General features: G+C 62.8%; 17 protein-coding genes. 14 read left to right on the top strand and 3 right to left on the bottom strand.

Annotated features, from left to right (window positions below; genetic code table 11):
- Positions 1–220 precede the first annotated feature (220 nt).
- Positions 221–763: a DUF4468 domain-containing protein gene (locus tag O9Z63_RS15290; protein ID WP_270126159.1), complete on the bottom strand. Its 543-nt coding sequence runs from the start codon at positions 761–763 to the stop codon at positions 221–223.
- Between the two features lie 698 nt (positions 764–1461).
- Here O9Z63_RS15290 and O9Z63_RS15285 point away from each other — a divergent pair.
- The 13 genes from O9Z63_RS15285 (at position 1462) to O9Z63_RS15225 (ending at position 15156) form a co-directional block, all read left to right on the top strand.
- Positions 1462–1638, top strand: coding sequence for a hypothetical protein (locus tag O9Z63_RS15285; protein ID WP_270126157.1), 177 nt, complete (start codon positions 1462–1464; stop codon positions 1636–1638).
- Positions 1639–1923: 285 nt separating this feature from the next.
- Positions 1924–2769, top strand: a complete 846-nt coding sequence (locus O9Z63_RS15280) for a dihydroorotate dehydrogenase (protein ID WP_270126156.1) — start codon at positions 1924–1926, stop codon at positions 2767–2769.
- A gap of 93 nt (positions 2770–2862) precedes the next feature.
- On the top strand, positions 2863–3624 hold the full coding sequence (gene pyrF / locus O9Z63_RS15275) for an orotidine-5'-phosphate decarboxylase (RefSeq protein WP_270126154.1): 762 nt from the start codon (positions 2863–2865) through the stop codon (positions 3622–3624).
- 10 nt (positions 3625–3634) lie between these two features.
- Positions 3635–3952: a hypothetical protein gene (locus tag O9Z63_RS15270; RefSeq protein ID WP_270126153.1), complete on the top strand. Its 318-nt coding sequence runs from the start codon at positions 3635–3637 to the stop codon at positions 3950–3952.
- Positions 3953–3959: 7 nt separating this feature from the next.
- Entirely contained in the window at positions 3960–4577 is a 618-nt protein-coding gene (gene pyrE / locus O9Z63_RS15265) for an orotate phosphoribosyltransferase (protein WP_270126151.1), read from the top strand.
- Between the two features lie 126 nt (positions 4578–4703).
- Positions 4704–7730 (top strand): phosphoribosylformylglycinamidine synthase subunit PurL, encoded by a 3027-nt coding sequence (locus tag O9Z63_RS15260; RefSeq protein WP_270126149.1) that lies wholly within the window; start codon positions 4704–4706, stop codon positions 7728–7730.
- Positions 7731–7732: 2 nt separating this feature from the next.
- Positions 7733–8797: a phosphoribosylformylglycinamidine synthase subunit PurQ gene (locus O9Z63_RS15255; RefSeq protein ID WP_270126148.1), complete on the top strand. Its 1065-nt coding sequence runs from the start codon at positions 7733–7735 to the stop codon at positions 8795–8797.
- A 45-nt stretch (positions 8798–8842) separates the two neighbouring features.
- Positions 8843–9763 carry a phosphoribosylaminoimidazolesuccinocarboxamide synthase gene (locus O9Z63_RS15250; RefSeq protein WP_270126147.1) on the top strand — a complete coding sequence of 307 codons (921 nt, stop codon included), beginning with the start codon at positions 8843–8845 and terminating at the stop codon, positions 9761–9763.
- A 40-nt stretch (positions 9764–9803) separates the two neighbouring features.
- A complete protein-coding gene (locus tag O9Z63_RS15245; protein ID WP_270126146.1) occupies positions 9804–10277 on the top strand; it encodes a DUF6985 domain-containing protein in 474 nt (157 codons plus the stop codon).
- A gap of 28 nt (positions 10278–10305) precedes the next feature.
- Positions 10306–11592 (top strand): phosphoribosylamine--glycine ligase, encoded by a 1287-nt coding sequence (gene purD / locus O9Z63_RS15240; RefSeq protein ID WP_270126145.1) that lies wholly within the window; start codon positions 10306–10308, stop codon positions 11590–11592.
- Positions 11576–12289 carry a phosphoribosylglycinamide formyltransferase gene (purN, locus tag O9Z63_RS15235; protein ID WP_270126143.1) on the top strand — a complete coding sequence of 238 codons (714 nt, stop codon included), beginning with the start codon at positions 11576–11578 and terminating at the stop codon, positions 12287–12289. The genes purD and purN overlap by 17 nt, the downstream gene beginning before the upstream one ends.
- Positions 12290–12356: 67 nt before the next feature.
- Positions 12357–13862, top strand: coding sequence for an amidophosphoribosyltransferase (purF, locus tag O9Z63_RS15230; RefSeq protein WP_270126141.1), 1506 nt, complete (start codon positions 12357–12359; stop codon positions 13860–13862).
- Between the two features lie 133 nt (positions 13863–13995).
- Positions 13996–15156 (top strand): AIR synthase-related protein, encoded by a 1161-nt coding sequence (locus O9Z63_RS15225; RefSeq protein ID WP_270126140.1) that lies wholly within the window; start codon positions 13996–13998, stop codon positions 15154–15156.
- A gap of 104 nt (positions 15157–15260) precedes the next feature.
- Here O9Z63_RS15225 and O9Z63_RS15220 read toward each other — a convergent pair whose 3' ends face one another.
- Positions 15261–15470, bottom strand: a complete 210-nt coding sequence (locus O9Z63_RS15220; protein ID WP_044015727.1) for a heavy-metal-associated domain-containing protein — start codon at positions 15468–15470, stop codon at positions 15261–15263.
- Positions 15471–15656: 186 nt separating this feature from the next.
- On the opposite strand from O9Z63_RS15220, the gene O9Z63_RS15215 reads away from it, so the two are divergent.
- A complete protein-coding gene (locus O9Z63_RS15215; RefSeq protein WP_270126139.1) occupies positions 15657–16190 on the top strand; it encodes a DUF4240 domain-containing protein in 534 nt (177 codons plus the stop codon).
- Positions 16191–16305: 115 nt separating this feature from the next.
- Here the strand turns inward: O9Z63_RS15215 and O9Z63_RS15210 are convergent, their stop codons facing one another.
- On the bottom strand, positions 16306–17793 hold the full coding sequence (locus O9Z63_RS15210) for a nicotinate phosphoribosyltransferase (protein ID WP_270126137.1): 1488 nt from the start codon (positions 17791–17793) through the stop codon (positions 16306–16308).
- Positions 17794–17830: the final 37 nt, after the last annotated feature.

Here is a 17830-nt window from a genome sequence, read left to right as displayed (position 1 = left end):
TATGTATAACGTAAGGACTATAGTGTGTATGATAAAAGTGCAAAAATAACAAGATCGGATACTGGAGTGCCGCCATTGGCTACACCCCGATATCCGGCCTTGCGGATGAATGCTGCCGCGTCATCGGCGGCTGAAATGGTGCTGATGCACAACGCCCGTTCGGCTGCGTAGCATCCCTGACTATGGTGTACCTATATCCTGCTACTTGGCAGACAGGGCCCTATTCCACACCTCCTTCGGCAGGGCGGCTATTCATGAACGAGCGGAAAGCCATGGCAATTTCGCTGGCCAGGGAAGTGGCCTGGGCTGTTACGCGGCGGTCATTGTGGGTGCGGTCGTTGGTGCGCTCGGTGGCCAGCTGGGCCACAAACTCGTCGAAGTTGACCGTTTCAGCGGGTTTGCTGGCGTCTGGCACCAGTTGGAAACCGCCTACGCTGTAGTCGTAGCCGGTTGGCAGCGCATGGAAAATAAACTCGAAGCGTACCGGCCGCTCCTTCATTTGGCCGGAAGGAGTGGCGGTTTTCACGCTGGCGGTGCCTTCCACGCGGACCTCGCCTTTAGCCGCATCGGCGCGCGTTATGCTTTTGGGGGCATACGTGAAGTGGTTTTCCACCCATTCCGTTGCGCGCTTATACAAGGCAGCTTTGTCCGAGCTGTCATCGGGCACCCGCTCGCTGTAGCCAATCTGGCCGTCCTGGGCGTGCACGGCCTGGCTGGCTGCCAGTAATCCGCCTAACAGAAACATGCGTACCAGTTTTTTCATGGAGTAGTTTTTAGATAGAGTGGCGGATGCCGCAAAAATACAACTTGTCTTCGAGATTGGATCAGGTAAAAGTGATTGTGATTTTGTTAAGAATGATGCCCACGCACCGCAATATTGGCAACTACCGGAAATTGTCTGCCGGCAAGAACCGCCGCGTTGCCTGCTACAGTAAATAGAGCGTATTTTTAGAAATATAATTTTTCTAATTCGTGCGAATGAAGCGTGCCAACTTGGGACTAGCCGGTGAAAAGCAGCTAGGACAGATATGTTTAAATGGAGGCAGAGAACTATGCCGAAATGGCTGGGTATAAGATTTTGACAGTCAGTGAAATGTTAAAGAGTGTAAGGCGCTTTTACCTAGAAATAGGGAATAATAGGCTGCGCATAGCAGGGTGGCGGATTGAATAATATTTTCTGATTCTGTTTGGCGACAATAAGATGCGTTAGTACTTTTGCGACGTGCTTCAACTCAATCAAAATCATTTGATGAAGCGCGGGACTGAGCGAAACGCCGTCCTGCGAGATGACCGCAAGGTCGTTTCCCCTGTCGACTCTTCCGCTTTTATTGGTTTGGCTGCTTTCACCGCTTCGGTTTTCGAGGCGGTTTTTTTGTGCCCGGCCGGTTCGGCCCGGCTGGGTTGTGTCCGCCGGGCACCTTCGCATTTTCTCATTCCTCACTCCCTACTGGCAACTACCATTTGAACGACACTACCATGTCCGCCCCGCAAATGGTAGCTGCCGCTTATGCTGCCACCTGCCCGGGCCTCTGCAGGGATAAGCAGGCTGACGGCCACTGCCTGACCTGGTTCATCCTCGGCCAGACTAACATCCGCTCCTTTGCTGCTTTTCCGATCAGCCATGACGACCTCATCTAACTGTTTTGCATTGAAGCGCCCGGCCCCACACAGAGGGCCTGGGTAGCGGGAATGCCGCGGCTGGCCCGGCCGTACAACACCAGCGCAAACCCGACAAAACCTGGCTCCGGAGGCTGGGTAGGGGTGGCTCAACCAGCGGGGTGATGGAAGATCAGAGGGGATTCTGGCGTCAGTCAGTCCGTGGTTGACCACCCCGTTTCGGGTGGTATGTTTTTTGAAGCCAGTTCTGACGAACAGCAGGGGAATTGCCCCCGCCGACCGATGGATTTTTCTATTTCTGAACCTATGCAACTCGGACAACTCACATTGCGCAACCCGGTATGTCTGTCGGCGGCGGCCTGGCAGCTGGAAGGCACGGGCTACGAGCGGCTGGGCGCCATCTTCACCCGCACCGTGACCATGGAGCCCAAGCCCGGGCTATACGAGGAAGGCATCTGGCAGGTGAACGAGCAGACGCTGCTCAACGCCACCCACATGCGCACCGAAAGCGCCGAGATTTTGGTGCAGGAGCATTTGCCCGCGCTGTGCCGCTTCGGGGTGCCGGTGTTTGTGAGCATCACGGCCCCGGGCATTCCTGGCTTCCGCAAAATTGCCCGCTTCCTGGCCCGCGAAGTGGGCCACCTGATTGCCGGCGTGGAGGTCTACATTGCCCAGCCCGCCACCGAAAAAGGGGAGGAGCTGACGGCCCGTTTCGTGCGCGAGGCCACCCAGGCCGTGCGCAACGAGCTGCCGCCGCAGGCTGCCGTGGTGGTGAAGCTGCCGCCCTGGCCCGAGCACATCCGCAGCCTGGCCCTGGGGGCCCAGGAGGGCGGGGCCACCGCTCTGGCCGCTACCAACCTGCTCAAGGCCCTGCACCTGCCCGACGACGCCACCGCCGCGCCCGTGGTGGGCGGCCTCTCGGGCGAGGCCCTGCGCCCCGTGGCCCTGCGCTGCGTGTGGGAGCTGGCACACGACGAACGGATTACGCTGCCCATCTTCGGGACGGGCGGCATATTCACGGCCAGCCACGTGACGGACTACCTGCGCTGCGGGGCCTCGGCCGTGCAGATTGCCAGCGGCGAGTGGCTGGAGCCCGGCCTCTCGGCCCGTCTCGCCGCTGAGTGCGGGCACTTGGTTCCGGCCAGCCTATAGCGCAGTAGCGCGAAGCCTTCGCTTCGCGTGTAGTTGAACAGCATCAGCCACCCTAAGCGAAGCAAAGGCTTCGTGCTACATCCCACTCTGCCCATGCAAACCCTCCTGAACCGAGTACAAGCCGCCCACACGCTGCTCTGCGTAGGGCTCGACCCCGTGGGCGACGATGCCCAGGTAGCCCGCCGCCTGGCCGAGGTAATTGACCAGACCAGCGACTACGCCGCCGCCTTCAAGCCCAACCTGGCCTTCTTCCTGAGTCGGGAAAACGGGGTGCAGCTGCTGCGCGAAACCGTGCAGCGCGTGCCGGAGGGCATTCCGGTGATTCTGGACGGGAAGTTCGGCGACATAGCCAACACCGCCGACCACTACGCCCGCTTTGCCTACGACGTGATTGGGGCCGATGGCGTGACGGTGAACCCCTACATGGGCGACGACGCCATTGTGCCCTTCGCCCGGCCCGGCAAGCTGGTGTTTGCGCTGGCCAAAACCTCTAACAAGCCCACCCACTCCCTGCAGGACGTGGCCCTCACCCGCGGCGGTTCCCTGGCCGACTGCGCCGCCCGTGTGGCCCGGCAGCTGGATGAGCAGCACGGCGGCATTGGGCTGGTGGTAGGCGCCACCAACCCCGAGGCCGTGGCCCGCCTGCGCGCCCTCTGCCCCGAACAGTGGTTTCTGGTGCCCGGCGTAGGTGCCCAGGGCGGCGACCTGGCCGCCACGCTACGCGCCGGCCTGCGCCCCGATGGCACCGGCTTGCTCATCAATACCTCCCGCGCCCTCTGGCAGGCTACGGATGCCGCCGCTGCCGCCCGGGAGCTGGTGGAGCAGATGAATCAGCTGCGGCCGGTGACGGTGTAACTGCTTACACATGGTGCCAGCGGCTAATAGTGAGTCATTCCGAGGAAGATTCAACGTAATAGACAGCTTCGCTATTCCACGACGCAATGAGTTCTATCTGATAGGGCAGATTGTAGAAGGAACACTGCAGGAAGGATGGTATGCTCGTATTCCGTTGAATGGCACGCTAGCATTGCCAATGAAGATCAAACGGATTGAGTATGCTCGAAAAGCACGGGAAGAATATCCAGTGCTGGTCATTGCCGTCGATGCTGAGGAAGTGGACTTCCTACTGTCACTCTCGATTGGCTCTGAGCCAATCATTATTTCCACTGAAGGACCCGAATAAACAGTTAATGACTTCCCCCCACACCACCCCCCTCACCCCCGAAACCCTGGAGCAGCAGCTGTTGCAGGAAGATGCGCTGCTGCGCGGGCACTTCCGGCTGTCGTCGGGCCTGCACTCCGATACCTACGTGCAGTGCGCCCGGTTCCTGCGCCGACCCGATTTGGCCGCCCCGGCCGCAGCCGAGCTGGCCCGCCGGATTCAGGAGGCCGGCTTGCAGCCCGATGTGGTGGTGGGACCGGCCATGGGCGGCGTGGTGATTGGTTACGAGCTGGCCCGGCAGCTGGGCGTACCCGGCATTTTCACGGAGCGCGACGATGCGGGCCAGATGACGCTGCGGCGCGGCTTTACCATCGAGCCCGGCCAGAAAATTATCATTGCCGAGGACGTGGTGACTACCGGCAAGAGCACCAACGAGGTAGCGCGGGTACTGACGAGCCTGGGGGCAAAAGTTTTGGCCGTGGCCAGTTTAATTGACCGCACCAGTGGGAAAGCTGACCTTTCTTTTCCGAACTTTGCCCTGCTGCCGGTCACGGCGGCTACCTACGCACCCGATGAGTGCCCGCTGTGCCGGGCAAACATTCCGGTGGTGAAACCGGGCAGTCGGCCCGATAAAGCGTTTTCTTAAACCTACCGACGGCGGCAACCGGCCCCGCGGCAAGGCATTTTCGGCGTACCCCGGGCGGGTATGCTTCCTCACGATGGCAATTTCGCCAGGCGTGGGAAACCCGAAAAATAGATAACCATTCATCTTTTGGAATCTCCCCAAAGAACCATACAGCTGCTGCTTAAGCCCGGCCAACACGACGGCGAGGGCCAGCGCGTAGCCGAAGCGGCCCACCGCCACCTCGGCCTGCACACCGGCCGCGTGCAAAGCACCGCCCTCTACACGGTGCGCTACCCCCTCACCGACCAGCAGCTGCGCGACTTCGCCACCCACTGCCTCCAGGACCCGGTGCTGCATGAGGTAGCCCTCGACGAGTTCCGCCACGACGCCCACTACCAGAGCTACATTCTCGTGGCCAAGCTGCCCGGCGTCACCGACGACGAAGGCATTTCGGCTCAGAACGCCCTCGGCGACTTCCTCAACGAGCCGCTCGACACTCATACCCAGCACATTTTCTCGAAACGGCTTTACTTCCTCGAAGAAGCCCTGCCCGAAAGTAGTCTGCGCCAGCTTGCGCAGGAGCTGCTGGGCAACAAGCTCATCAACCGCTTCGAAGTCGGCCCCATTGCCCAGATCCGCGACTACACGCCGCGGCCGGGCGGTGGGGCCGAATCGGTTACGGAGACGGTGGGGCTGGTGGGCCTCTCGGATGAGGAGCTGCTGAAGCTGTCGAAAGACAACCTCTACGCCCTAAATTTGGAGGAAATGCGCGCCGTGCGCGACCATTATACCAGCATCCGGGAAGAGCGCCAGGCCGCCGGCCTGCCCCAGGACCCGACGGACTGCGAGCTGGAAATCATTGCCCAGACGTGGTCGGAGCACTGCAAGCACAAGGAGTTTTCGGCTCTGATTAAGTACCGGGATGCCGATACGGGCGAGGAGTTCGAGGTGGATTCCTTGTTTAAAACCTACATCAAAGACGCCACCGCCGAGGTGGACCGCCAGCTGCGCGCCAACGGCAACGACTGGCTGATTAAGGTGTTCTCGGACAACGCCGGGGCCGTGCGCATCAACCCCGAGTCGTTGTTTGTGTGGAAGGTGGAAACCCACAACTCGCCCTCGGCCATCGACCCCTACGGCGGGGCCATTACGGGCATTCTGGGCAACAACCGCGACCCGCTGGCCACCGGCATCGGGGGCGCGCGGCTCCTGTTCAACACCAACGTGCTGTGCTTCGGTAACCCTGAGTTTGATGGCACTTTGCTGAGCAACCAGCTGCACCCGCGCCGCATTTTTGAGGGCGTGCGCAAGGGCATCGAGGACGGCGGCAACAAGTCGGGCGTGCCCACCGTGAACGGCAGCATCGTGTTCGATGACCGCTACGCCGGCAAGCCGCTGGTGTACTGCGGCACCGGCGCCGTCATGCCCATGCAACTGGCCGGGCTGGATTCGTGGGAGAAGAACATCGACCCGCAGGACCGCATCATCATGGCCGGCGGCCGGGTGGGCAAAGACGGTATCCACGGCGCTACCTTCAGCAGCATTGAGCTGGACGAAACCTCGCCCGCCACGGCCGTGCAGATTGGCTCGCCCATCACCCAGAAACTGGCCATGGACTTCCTGCTGCTGGCCACGCGCCGCGGCCTCATCAAGTGCAGCACCGACAACGGCGCGGGCGGCCTGTCATCGAGCATCGGCGAGCTGGCAACCATCAGCGGCGGGGCCGTGGTGGAGCTGGAGCGCGTGCCGCTGAAGTACCCCGGTCTGCGGCCCTGGGAAATCTTTGTTTCGGAGTCGCAGGAGCGGTTTTCGCTGGCCGTGGAGCCCGCCAAGCTGGACGAGCTGCTGGCCCTGGGCCGGGAAATGGAAGTGGAACTGACCGATATCGGCTACTTCACCGCCGACGGCTACCTCGACGTGCGCTTCGCCGGCGAGCCGGTGGCCCACCTGGATATGCACTTCCTGCACGACGGCGTGCCGCGCAAAGTGCTGGAAGCCGAGTGGCGCAAGCCCACGGCGCAGGAGCCCGCGCTGGCCGCTGCCACCGACTACACCGACGCCCTAACTCGCCTGCTGGGTAGCCTCAACATCTGCTCCCGCGAGTCGGTGATTCGGCAGTACGACCACGAGGTGAAGGGCCGCACCATCATCAAGCCCCTGATGGGCGCTACCGGCCAGGCTCCGCAGGATGCGGCCGTGGTGCGCTTCAACTTCGAGAGCTGGGAAGGCGTGGCCGTGAGCAATGGTATTCTGCCCCGCTTCGGTGATTTGGACGCCTACCATATGTCGGCCGGCGCGTTCGACGAGGCCGTGCGCCAGATTGTGGCCGTGGGCGGCAAGCTGCCCAACCTCAGCTACGGCGACGGCAACTTCTGGTCCGTGAACGACAACTTCTGCGTGCCCGACTCGGTGTATGACCCCGTGGGCAACCCCGATGGCAAGCACAAGCTGGCCAAGCTGGTGCGCATGTGCCAGGCCCTGCGCGACGCCACGGCGGCCTACTGCATCCCGCTCACCTCGGGCAAGGACTCGATGAAGAACGACTTTAAGGCCGACGGCGTGAAGATTTCGGTGCCGCCCACGGTGCTGTACTCCATGACCGCCAAGCTGGACGACGTGCGCCGCACCATCACCTCCGACTTCAAGCAGGCCGACGACGTGGTGTACCTGCTGGGCGAAACCTACGATGAGCTGGGCGGCTCGGAGTTCTACCAGCTCTTCGGCGAGTTGGGCGCCAACGTGCCCCAGGTGCGCTTCGAGCAGGCCAAAGCCCTGTATATTCTCATGGGCGAGGCCAACGACCAAGGCCTGATTCAGAGCTGCCACGACCTGTCGGACGGCGGGCTGGCGGTGGCCCTGGCCGAGGCCACGTTTGGCCACGGCTTCGGGGCCGAGGTGGAGCTGCCGGTAGGATTGCCGGTGCACGTGCAGCTGTTTTCGGAGTCGCATTCCCGGTTTGTGGCCACGGTAGCTCCCGAGGATGTGGTGGCCTTCGAGCAGCACTTTGGCGGCCGCGCCACGCGCCTGGGTCGGGTAACGCCGAATGGGCAGCTGACGGTGCGGCAGGCGGGTAAAACCGTTATTTCGGCCAGCACGGCGGCCCTGCGTCACGAGTGGACCAACGGTCCGGTAAACCGCATTATCGGCTTCGGCCACCCCGAAACCGCGCATTAATCATGGAACAGACTCCCCAACTGCCGGACCAGCACACGCCCCCGCGCCCCCAGCACGACGACCCCGGCCACGAAGTGGTAACCCGGGAAGGCCAGATTGTGCTGCCCGGCTTCAAAAGCGTTGACCCCGGCCACGAATCCACCGAGCCCCTGAAAAGCAAGGAAGAACAGCCAACTGACAACCGGCAACTGGCAACTGACAACTCAAAAGTTCGGGCGCTTATCCTGACCGGTTTTGGTATCAACTGCGAGGAGGAATTTGCCGCCGCCTACCGGTTGGTAGGGGCCGAGGCCACCATCGTGCACCTGAACCAGGTGCTGCACGGCCACGTGAGCATCCACGACTTCGACATCCTGAACTTTCCCGGCGGGTTCTCCTTCGGCGACGACCTGGGCTCGGGCGTGGTGCTGGCCAACAAGCTGCGCTACCGCCGCAACGCCGAGGGCCGCACGCTGCTCGACGACATCAAGGAGTTTGTGGCTGGTGGCAAGCACGTGCTGGGCATCTGCAACGGTTTCCAGGTGCTAGTGAAGCTGGGCCTGCTGCCCGACCTGAGCGGCACCGTGACGCCCGAAGTAACCCTCACGCACAACGCCTCGGGCCGCTATGAGGACCGGTGGGTGAAGCTCACCGTCAACCCCCGTGCCACCACGCCGTTCCTGAAGGGCCTGACGACGCTGGAAGTGCCCGTGCGCCACGGCGAAGGCCGCCTCATCATCCAGGACGAGGCCACCCGCGCCGCCATTGAGGCCCGCGGCCTGAACTGCCTCACCTACGCCGACTTCGACGGGGCCCCCACCGACGTGTACCCCTTTAACCCCAACGGCGCTGACCTCAACTGCGCCGGCCTGACCGACACCACCGGCCGCGTGTTCGGCCTGATGCCCCACCCCGAGGCTTTCCTCTCACTCTATAACCACCCCGACTGGGCCCGCCGCAAGCGCGCTACTCCCGGCCTGAGTGAGGAGGGTGATGGGGTATGGCTGTTCCGCAACATTGTGGAGCACGTGCAGGCCCAGGCCACGGCCGCCGCGGCCCCGTCGGTGTCGCACGAGTTTTCATCCTAACGCATCCATCAGCTGCCGGCCTGGCCGGTGGATATTGACTTCAGAATGAATACCCTCAACCATTTCGAAACGCCTCAGCTCGAACTCCTGCACCGTGGCAAGGTCCGTGACTCGTTCCGCGCCCCATCGGGTGAGCGGCTGATTGTGGTTACCGACCGCCTGTCGGCCTTCGACTCGGTGCTGGAAACGCCCGTGGCGCACAAAGGGGCCGTGCTCAACGGGCTGGCGGCTTTCTGGTTCGACAAAACCCGGCACATCATCCCCAACCACGTCATCAGCCTGCCCGACCCTAACGTGACGCTGGCCCAGGAGGCCGAGCCCATCCGGGTGGAAATGGTGGTGCGCCACTACCTCACCGGCTCCATGTGGCGCGGCTACCAGCAGGGGCAGCGCAGCTTCTCGGGCGTAACCGTTCCCGACGGCCTGACCAAGCACCAGCAGTTTCCCGAGCCCATCGTAACGCCCACCACCAAGGAGGAATCGGACCGGGAGATTACGCCCGAGAACCTGGTGGCCGAAGGCTGGGTGACGGCCGAGCTGTACGAGCAGATGCGAGTGAAGGCCCTGGAGCTGTTCAACTTTGCCTCCAAGTGGATGGCTGAGCGCGGCATCATTCTGGTGGATACCAAGTATGAATTCGGGCTGCGCAACGGGGAGCTGCTGCTGATTGACGAAATCCACACGCCCGACTCGTCGCGCTTCTGGAGCGCCGACGACTACGCCCGCAACCCCGAAGCCGCCGAGCAGATGGACAAGGAGTACGTGCGCCAGTGGCTGATTGCCCACAAGCAGGACGGCCAGTACCCCCGCGCCCTCACGCCCGAAGTTTCGGCCGAGGCCACCCGCCGCTACCTCGATATCTACGAGCGTATCACCGGCGCGCCGCTGCCCACCACCTCCGACGACGATATGCAGGCTCGCATGGTGAGCAACTTGGTGCGCGCCGGTATCATCCAAGAAGCCTAATACCACTGGTCCACTCCACGGCGTGGGTACGCATCTTCGCATGAACAACTGGAAACAAACGGTACGCTTCGATGAAACAGAAGGACTGATGGCCGATGTGCCGCTGGACTTCGTGCCGTCGAAACCCCTGGTCAGGTTGATGTTCGACTTGTCGGGGGAGGTGCAGACGCTCACGCCGGAAATGGCCGCGGCGGCTGAAGCCGTGCTGCAGCAGTTGCCCGGCTTGAACCAGTCGGTAGCGGAGGCCGCCTTCGAGCATTTCCAGATGATGCGCCAGATGTGCGGCGACATCTATAATGAAGAAGACGAACTGCTGACGGCTGCCGATGCCACGGAGCTGCAGGCGCTGTACCAACTGCAAATCATCTATTTTCCCGAAGAGCCGGAAATCGGTCGGTTTGGGCTGAGCTTCGCCTGCCAGTGGGAAATAGAGCACGGTTTTGGGCTGCAGTTTCGTAATTGGAATATCGTAGAGGTAGGGGGGGAAGCGGAAGCTTTTTCCTTCTACGACTGATCTTCCCTGACTTATCAACCACACGATAGTGAGCACCAGCAATAAATCCATAGTACTCCTCGGCGGCGGGGCCCGTGAACACGCCATGGCGTGGAAACTGACCCGCGACGGCGCTACCGTGCACGTGCTGCCCGGCAACGCCGGCATTCCGAACAGTCACCCCCACATCAGCGCCACCGACTTCCCGGCCATCCAGGCTTTCTGCCAGGCGCACGGCGTAAAGCTGGTGGTGGTAGGCCCCGAGGCCCCGCTGGCGGCGGGCGTCACCGACTTCTTCCAGGGCTCCGACATCCGGGTGTTCGGGCCGGGGCGGGCGGGGGCTACGCTGGAAAGCTCCAAGGTGTGGAGCAAGGATTTCATGCGCCGCCACGGCGTAGCTACAGCCCAGGCCTGGCCCTTCCGCAGCGACAAGCTGGACGCCGCCCGCGCCAAAGCCACCGAGCTCAGCGGGCAGGTGGTGGTGAAGTTCGACGGGCTGGCGGCCGGCAAGGGCGTGTATGTGTGCTCCTCGGTAGACGAAGCCCACGCCGCCCTCGACGACCTGGCCCGCCTGCACAGCGGCTGGTTTAGCTTCCTGCTTGAAGAAAAGCTCACCGGCCCCGAAATCAGCATCATCGGCATCACCGACGGCAACCGCATCCGCCTGCTCAGCCCCTCCCAGGACCACAAGCAGCTGCTGGCCGGCGACCAGGGCCCCAACACCGGCGGCATGGGCGCCTACTGCCCCGTCCCTTTCTGCGACGATAACGTGCTGGCCGCCATCCGCACCGACATTGTGGACCCCACCCTGCGCGGCCTGCAAAACGAGCAGTTCGATTTCAACGGCTTCCTGTACTTCGGCATCATGCTCACGCCCCAGGGCCCGAAGCTGCTCGAGTACAACACCCGCCTCGGCGACCCCGAAGCCGAAGTGCTGCTGCCCGCCCTGGAAAGCAGCCTGCTGGAGCTGATTGAGGCCACCCTCGACGGCACGCTGCAGCAAACGGTGGTGCGCCAGCGGCGCGGCCACTACGTGGGCGTGGTGCTGGCCTCGGGCGGCTACCCCGCCGCCAGCTTCCCCACCGGCTTCCCCATCACCGGCCTCAACCAGCTGCATCCCAGCATCCTGGCCTTCCACGGCGCCACCAAGCGCACCGAAACCGGCGAGCTGGTAACCAACGGCGGCCGGGTGCTGGTGCTGGTGGGCCACGGCGAGGAGCTGGAGGACGCCGTGCAGCACGTGTACCGCGAAGCAGAAAAAGTGAATTTCCAGGATGTGTACATCCGCACCGACATCGGCCAGCGGCCGGAACCGACCCTTGCAGGCAACTGGTAACCATAGCACCCGCAAAGCGCGCCTGGCCATTCTGCTGTCGGGCCGGGGCTCCAACATGGTGGCCCTGGTAAATGCCGTGCAACACGGTGTGCTGCAGAACCTGGCCGAAGTAGCCGTGGTGTTCAGCAACGTGCCCGCCGCACCCGGACTAGCCACGGCCGCCGGGCTGGGCTGCCCCACCGCCAGCCGCAGCAGCCAGGGCCGCAAGCGGGCCGAGTTCGATGCCGAGGTGGTGGATGTGCTGCGCCAGTACCAGCCCGATTACGTGGTGCTGGCCGGCTACATGCGCATTTTGTCGCCCACGTTTATCCGGGCGTTTGCGGGCCGCATCCTCAATATCCACCCCGCCGACACCCACCAGCACCAGGGCCTGCACGCCTATGAGTGGGCCTTCGAGAACCGCCTGCCCGAAACCAAAATCACGGTGCACCTGGTGGACGAAGGCCTCGACACCGGCCCCATCCTGGCCCAGCACCCGGTTGACCTGCGCGGAGCCGACACCCTGGCCGAAGTGGAGCGCCGCGGCCTGGCCGTGGAGCACCGCGTGTACGCCGAAACCCTGGCGGAACTCATCAAGCAGCAACTGGCCCCAACAGCAGTTCCCCAAGCGGCTGCGGCCACCGTTCATTCAACGCCATTGTCGTCTGGCTCCCCCTCTCTGCCGGAGAGGGGGCCGGGGGGTGAGGCGAATCGTTAGAACATCACCACCCCACCCACCACCCCCAGCGGCCCGGCAACGGGCAACTGACAACTGACAACTCAACATGTGCGGAATAGTAGGTTTTTACGGTCCTGATGATGTTGCGCACGATATCGTGTTCGGCCTCACCGCGCTCCAGCACCGCGGCCAGGACGCCGCCGGCATTGCCACCTTCGATGACAACTTCCACCTCTGCAAGGGCAACGGGCTCATCTCCGACGTGTTCCGCCCCAAGCAGCTCAAGAAGCTGAAGGGCAACATCGGCATCGGGCACGCCCGCTACACCACCCAGGGCTCCGGTGATGCCGAGCTGGCGCAGCCGTTTACCACCAGCTACCCGTTCGGGCTGTCGATGGTGCACAACGGCAACGTCATCAACTTCCGCTCGGCCGCCAAGCGCCTGCATGAGAAGTACCACGTGCTGCCCAAAACCAGCAACGACCTGGAGCTGATTATGTACACCTTCGCCTCGGAGTTGCGCCTGAAAAACCTCGACAACCTCTCGGTTATCGACATTTTCGACGCCGTGGAGACGACGCAGGAGCTGGTGAAGGGGGCCTACGCGACCATCACCATCATTGCCGGCCACGGCCTGCTGGCCTTCAACGACCCGCTGGGCATCCGGCCGCTGGTACTGGGCCGCCGCGAAACCGAGCGCGGCCCCGTCTTCGCCTTCGCCTCCGAAAGCACCTGCTTTGATTATCTGGGGTTTGAGTTCGTGGAAAACGTCGGCCCCGGCCAGGCGGTATTCATCGACAAGGATTTCAAGGTGCATCACAAAAACCCGCAGGAGCAGCCGAAGAACTTCTGCGTGTTCGAGCACATCTACTTCGCCCGCGAAGATTCCACCATCCACGGCCGGCTGGTGGCCCGCGAGCGGGTGCGCCTGGGCAAGATGCTGGCCAAAAAGGTCATCGAGTCGGGCATTCAGCCGGATATGGTGATTGACGTGCCGTCGTCGGGCTACTTCTCGGCGTCGGGGCTGGCCGAGGCCATTGGCGTGCCCTACCGCCGGGCTTTGGTGAAGAACAACCACATGGGCCGCTCCTTCATCGTAAGCAGCCAGGCCGGCCGCGAGGACATCGTCAAGAAAAAGCTCAACCCCATCCGCGAGTTTGTGGAAGGCAAAAAGGTGGCCGTGGTGGATGACAGCATCGTGCGCGGCACCACCTCCCGGCGCATCGTGCGCATTCTGCGCGAGGCCGGGGCCGCCGAGGTGTACTTCATCAGTAGCGCCCCGCCCATCATTGCGCCCTGCATCTACGGCATCGATATGGCCATGAGCACCGAGCTGATTGCGGCCAACTACACCGAGGAAGAAATCTGCCGCTACATCGAGGCCGATAAGGTGATTTACCAGTCGGTGGAGGACTTGCAGGCGCTGTTTTCCGAGGAGAAAGGCCACGGCGGCAGCTGCTTCGCCTGCTTCACCGGCCAGTACCCGACAGGCGACGTGACCAAGTACCTGCGCCACATCCAGGAAGAACGCCAAAGCCACCGCTCCGACAAAAAAGGCCCCGACGTCATTCCATCCGTGAGTGCAAAAGCCCCCGAGCCGACCGAGCATTAACAGCCCACAGACTCGATTGCACGGTGTAGAGACGCAATATTTTGCGTCTCATCGTTGAACGACCAGGACCGCGCAGTCCAAACAACATCAGCAATGCCGAGACGCAAAATATTGCGTCTCTACTCCCTCTGCCATGAGCCAGACTTCCGCCGATACCAATTTCAAAGCCACCGCCGGCTACTCCATCGAAGAAGGCAACGCTGCCTCCAAGAACGCCTACCACTGGGCCCAGAAAACCTTCAGCACCCGCGCCGGCAAGCCCGGCGAGCCGGCCCAGGATCTGGCGGGCGGCTTCTCCAACGAAATCCGTTTCGGGGCTGAGCGGCTGGGTATCGGCTCCGACGGCATCGGGACCAAGATTGAGGTGGCCGAGCGCCTGGACCGCTACGACACGCTGGGCTACGACCTGATTGCCATGGTGGCCGACGACCTCATCGTGGCCGGATTCGTGCCCACCAACCTTTCCAACATCATCGACGTGAACACGCTCAACTACGAGGTAGTAGATGAGCTCATGCGCGGCCTGCACGATGCGGCCCAGTTCAGCCAGATTGCGGTAACGGGCGGCGAAATTGCCGAGCTGGGCAACCGCATCGGCGGCTACCCCGGCGCCAAAATGAACTTCAACTGGTGCTCCACTGCCGTGGGCGTGCTGCACCCGAGCCTGGAGCGCCCCCTGAGCGGCGCCAACGTGCGAGCTGGCCAGGCCGTGGTGGCCCTGCACTCGCCCTCCTTCCGCTCCAACGGCTACTCCCTGGCCCGCCGCGCCCTCACCAAGGCCTTCGGAGAGAAGTGGCACGAACAGCCGTACAACGAAGCTGCCGGCACGCAAGCGGCAGGTGAAGCGGCAAGCAACCAGCAGTTAACCACGGCCAATGCTACCACTTGGGGCGAGGTAATGCTGGCGCCTTCGCTCATCTTCTCGCCCGGCGTGGCGGCGGTGCTCGATGCGGGCCTACCTTTGCACGCGGCGGCGCACATCACCGGCGGCGGCATTGCTGATAACTTCAAGCGGGTGCTCAAGAACGGGGTAGGGGCGGAGCTGGACAACCTGTTCGAGCCCCTGCCTGCCATGCAGCAGCTGGCCGAATTGGCTGGCATTACGCCCCAGGAAGCCTATCTCTACTGGAACATGGGCAACGGCATGTTGCTGGTAACCGAGCCCGAGCAGGCCGAAGCCGTAGCCGAAACCCTGCGCGCCCAGGGCTACCAGGCCCAGGTAGCCGGCCGCATCACCCCCGAGCCCGGCGTGACGCTGCGCGTGGAAGCCGGCGAGCTGCGCTACGAGGGCTAAAGAAGAATGTAAAGCGAAGTTCCACTTCGCGAGGTGCTGGAACGATGCGGTGCTGCTCGTTCTGACGCCTAGCGAAGAGGAACTTCGCTTTACAGCAGCCTACACTACGCCGGCTCGATATCGAACCCGGCTTGCGACACGGCTTTCATCACCTGTTCGGCAATGGGGTTGGCGCCTTCCACGGTCAGGATTTTGGCGGGGTTGTCGGTGTCCACGCGCCAGGTTTCCACGGTGGGCTCGGCGTCGAGGAAGGGCGTGACGGCGCGCAGGCAGTTGGCGCAGTTGATGCTGGTTTTGAACTGAAGGGTAGGCATATGGGAAGGGGAGTTTTGGCTGTTGCCGTTGCTACGCAAAAGCAGCCGGCAACGAGGAATGTGCTGCTACAACAACGTAGCGGGAGTAAAAGTAGCCGCCACCTGCGGTTGGGCAAGTACAGGCTTCGGCGGGTGGTGTGCAGCATTTTGCCGTATTTCGTGGCGCAGGCTACGCACTTCGGTACTATGGATAAGAAAGAATTCTGGCAAATCATTGAGGCCGCCAAAACGGCCGCCCATGGCGACCAGCAGCAGCAGGAAGCCACCCTTATCAGCCACTTGGCGCAGCTGGCGCCGGAGCAGATTGTCGAGTTTGAATGTCGCCTGCGCGAATACCTGCTGGAGGCTGACCACTTCAACATCATAGCTGCCCAGAAAATCATCGACGGCTACGTCTCAGACGACCCCTACCTGTACTTCCGCTGCTGGCTGATCGGGCAGGGCGAAATCATCTTCACCAACGCCCTGCAGAACGCCGATTCCCTGGCCAGCGTCATGGACGAAGGCTACCAGAACTTCGAGGAACTGCTGTACGTGGCTACCAAAGCCTTCGAGAAGCGCACCGGCAAAACCGAGGAAGACAACACCTTCCCGCGCAACATAGCAAGCGCGCAGGGGCTGGACTATGACCTCGGCTCCGAAACCAAAGGCGAAGACTGGACCGAAAGCCAGCTACCCAAGCTGCTGCCGAAGCTGTGGAAGAAGTTCGGCGTGGCGTAAGTGCTGTAGAGACGCGACACTTCGCGTCTCGTCGTTGCTGAGGTTGTTTTATATGTTTTGCCGGTCGTTCAACGAGGAGACGCGAAGTGTCGCGTCTCTACAGCAGCCGTGGCGCTTACGCCGGCCGCACCGGCCGCTTCTCCAGAATCAGCTTCGTGCGGAACGTATTGAGCGACTCTTCCAGGCCCACGGGGTAGGTGTGGGGGTTGAGGAAGCGGCGGATGCTGGGGTCGAGACTCAGGACCTGACGCTGGGCGTGGGCGCGGCTTTCCTGCAGGGTAGGGAGCGTGTGCACCAACTCGCCCCGGCGGAAAATGGGCTCCAGCAGCTCCCGGAACGGGGCCTCGGGGCGCACAGCGCGGCGGCGGGTGGCGTCCAGCGGGTCTACCAGCGTGAGCTGCTCGGGCAACGGCTCGGCCACGTTGTAGAGCATATCGGCGCGGGGCTGGCCTTTGTCGGTTTCGTAGCGGCGCACCTGCAGAATGCCGGGGATGCTGGTTTTGGCCAACTGCTCCGAGAGCTTGATGGTGAAGTCCCAGCCCGAGTCGTCGGGTTTGCGCAGGGCGGCCAGCTTGTACACGCCTCCCAGCGCCGGCTGGTCGTAGGCCGTAACGAGCTGCGTGCCGATGCCCCAGGTGTCGATTTTGGCACCCTGCTGCTTGAGGCTGGTGATGAGGTTTTCCTCCAGGTCGTTGCTGGCCACGATGCGCACGTTGTTGAACCCGGCCTCGTTAAGCAAGGCGCGGGCCTCGCGGCTGAGGTAGGCCAGGTCGCCTGAATCCAGGCGGATGCCGCCCAGCTCGTGGCCGTTGGCGCGCATCTCGCGGGCTACTTTGATGGCGTGGCGCACGCCTTCCAGCGTGTCGTAGGTGTCCACCAGAAACACTGAGTCATCCGGAAACGCCTTGGCGTAAGCGGTGAAGGCGGTTTCCTCGTCCTCGAAGGCCATTACCCAGCTGTGGGCGTGGGTGCCCTTCACTGGAATGCCGAAGCGCTGCCCGGCCAGCACGTTGCTGGTGGCATCGGCCCCACCCAGGTAGGCGGCGCGGCTGGCGCTCAGGCCGCCATCTACGCCCTGGGCGCGGCGCAGGCCGAACTCCAGCACGGTATCGGAGCCGGCGGCTTCGCGGATGCGGGAAGCTTTGGTGGCAATCAGCGTCTGGAAGTTTACCAGCGTGAGCAGGGCCGTTTCCACCAGCTGGGCCTGCAGCAGTGGCCCCTGCACCCGAATCAGCGGCTCGTTGCCGAACACCACCGTTCCCTCCGCAATAGCGTCCACGTCGCAGGTGAATTTCAGCTCCCGCAAATACTGCAGAAACTCGGCCGGGAACATGGCCGTGCCCTTGCTGCTTTTCAGGCTGCCCAGGTACGCAAGGTCGTCCTCGGAAAAGCGCAGGTTCTGCAGATAATCGACGGCGTAGGCCAGGCCGGCGGCCACGGCATAGCCGCCCTGGAAGGGGGCCTTGCGGAAATACAGGTGAAACACGGCCTCGCGGTCCTGCAAGCCCTGCTGCCAGTAGCCGTAGGCCATGGTAACCTGGTAGAGGTCGGTGAGGAGGCTGAGGGAGGGTGCGTACAGGCCGGAAAGCGGGGCTGAGTTCATGCGGGCAACGGTTGAGATGCCGTAGCTTACGCAGAAT

This window comes from Hymenobacter yonginensis (assembly GCF_027625995.1).
GTDB lineage: Bacteria > Bacteroidota > Bacteroidia > Cytophagales > Hymenobacteraceae > Hymenobacter > Hymenobacter yonginensis.
This window is presented reverse-complemented; position numbering and strand designations above follow the sequence as displayed.